The organism is Citrobacter sp. Awk 2, assembly GCF_028069815.1.
Taxonomy (GTDB): domain Bacteria; phylum Pseudomonadota; class Gammaproteobacteria; order Enterobacterales; family Enterobacteriaceae; genus Citrobacter.
Window position 1 is genome coordinate 1 of record NZ_JANEWL010000201.1, and the last position, 2,032, is coordinate 2,032.

The window sequence follows — 2,032 nt, forward strand, 5'->3', positions numbered from 1 at the left end:
ATCAATTAACCTATTGATAACAATAAAAATAAAAATTAATTACACCGTGAGGTGCATTTCGGAAATAAAAAAGGCACCCGAAGGTGCCTGATTCAACATGCTGAAACGCTTAAGGATCGTTTACCGCAGAAGATTAATCCAGCGTTGGATTCATGTGACGCAGATCATATGGCGTGATCTGGTAGACGTAATAGTTGAGCCAGTTGGTAAACAGCAAATTGCCATGACTACGCCAGGTCGCTCGCGGTTTGTTTTGCGGATCATTTTTTGGGAAGTAGTTATACGGTACTTCCGGTGTTAAACCCGCCTCTACATCCCGAAAATACTCGCTACCCAATGTGTGGGCATCATATTCCGGATGACCCGTCACGAAGGCAATACGCTTATCTTTGCTGGCAAACAGGTAGGCATCCCCTTCCTCTGTTTCCGCAAAGATCTCAAGATCGGTGTAGTCCCTGATCAGTGCAGCAGGGAAATCTGCATAGCGAGAGTGCGGAGCCAGAAACGCATCATCAAAACCACGCGTCAGCAGCGCATGAGGATGCAGAATATGGTGCTCATAAACGCCAGAGAGTTTATCTGTGCGGGTTTGCTTTGGAATGCCATAAAGAATATTCAGTGCGGCCTGTACCGCCCAACAGACAAATAGCGTCGATGTGACGTGATCTTTAGCCCACTCAAGCACCTGTTTAATCTGCGGCCAGTATGCCACATCGTTAAACTCAACCAGGCCCAGTGGTGCACCGGTCACGATCAGCCCGTCAAAGTTCTGATCGCTGATATCCTCGAAATTACAGTAGAAGTTATTCAGATGTTCCGTTGGCGTGTTGCGTGACTCGCGGGCATCAATGCGTAACAGCTGAACATCCACCTGCAGGGGCGAGTTCGACAGCAAACGCAGGAACTGGTTTTCCGTTTCAATCTTCTTGGGCATCAGGTTGAGGATAAGTACCTTCAGTGGACGAATTTCCTGGCCGGAAGCGCGGGATGTCGTCATGACAAAGACGTTTTCCTCACGTAAGAAACTGACGGCGGGTAGCTCGTCCTGCACGCGAATTGGCATAACCTGATAACCTCACTACATACGTTTAAACGTTTAGACATCCAGATAGCTGAAGATACCCAGGAATCATGTGAATGTCGAGCTTGCATGTTCAAGTTGAGAAAGTTTCACGGTTCCTTGCTGTAGAATAGTGCAGTTAACATAAAAGGAGAATGCTATGGCCCTGACCATTCGTCGTTCACGCCGGGACGAAGGCGAGAAGTTAGTTTCTATCTGGTGTCGTTCAGTCGATGCCACGCACCATTTTCTCTCACCTGATTACCGAATTGAGCTGGAAGAGCTGGTACGTTCGTTTTTGCCAGAGGCTCCGCTCTGGGTTGCGGTAACGGAAAAGGATGAGCCAGTCGCATTTATGCTGCTGACCGGGCAGCATATAGATGCTCTGTTTGTTGATCCGGATATGCGCGGTAGCGGTGTCGGTAAACTGCTGATTGAACATGCTTTATCGTTAGCATCGACACTGACGACTGACGTTAACGAACAAAATGATCAAGCGGTGGGGTTTTATAAGAAGATGGGCTTTAAAGTGACAGGACGCACGGAAGTAGACGATCTCGGGCGACCGTATCCGCTACTGAAACTGGTGCTCGGGTAATAATGTAGAGAGTTGTAGGCCGGATAAGGCGATACGCCGCATCCGGCAAAATGCCATCGGGAGTGCCTGATGCGCTGCGCTTATCAGGCCTACCTTGTGGTGCCGTTGTAGGCCGGATAAGGCGGGACGCCGCATCCGGCAAAATGCCGTCGGGAGTGCCTGATGCGTTGCGCTTATCAGGCCTACAAAATACATTCAGCTGCAGGCCTGATAAGGCAGGATGCCACATCCGGCGGTTTCCACTCCCCACAGACGCAAAAAAGCCCGTCCGTCAGGATGGGCTTCTTCACTTATTTGATGCCTGGCAGTTCCCTACTCTCGCATGGGGAGACCCCACACTACCATCGGCGCTACGGCGTTTCACTTCTGAGTTC

General features: G+C 49.9%; 2 protein-coding genes and 1 rRNA gene. 1 reads left to right on the forward strand and 2 read right to left on the reverse strand.

Annotation, left to right across the window (positions count from 1 at the left end):
- Window positions 1–133: 133 nt before the first annotated feature.
- Window positions 134–1,063, reverse strand: coding sequence for a homoserine O-acetyltransferase MetA (metA, locus tag NNO02_RS23120; protein WP_271441888.1), 930 nt, complete (start codon window positions 1,061–1,063; stop codon window positions 134–136).
- Between the two features lie 157 nt (window positions 1,064–1,220).
- Between metA and NNO02_RS23125 the strand changes: the two genes are divergently transcribed.
- Complete coding sequence (locus NNO02_RS23125) at window positions 1,221–1,658, forward strand: acetyltransferase (RefSeq protein ID WP_271455861.1); 438 nt, start codon at window positions 1,221–1,223, stop codon at window positions 1,656–1,658.
- Between the two features lie 299 nt (window positions 1,659–1,957).
- Here the strand turns inward: NNO02_RS23125 and rrf are convergent.
- Window positions 1,958–2,032, reverse strand: a 5S ribosomal RNA gene (gene rrf, locus NNO02_RS23915); the annotation flags it as partial.

What these genes read in the sequence shown, in the direction of transcription:
- metA (WP_271441888.1), bottom strand. Translation starts at nt 1,063, where the DNA reads ATGCCAATTCGCGTGCAGGACGAGCTACCCGCCGTCAGTTTCTTACGT.
- NNO02_RS23125 (WP_271455861.1), top strand. Translation starts at nt 1,221, where the DNA reads ATGGCCCTGACCATTCGTCGTTCACGCCGGGACGAAGGCGAGAAGTTA.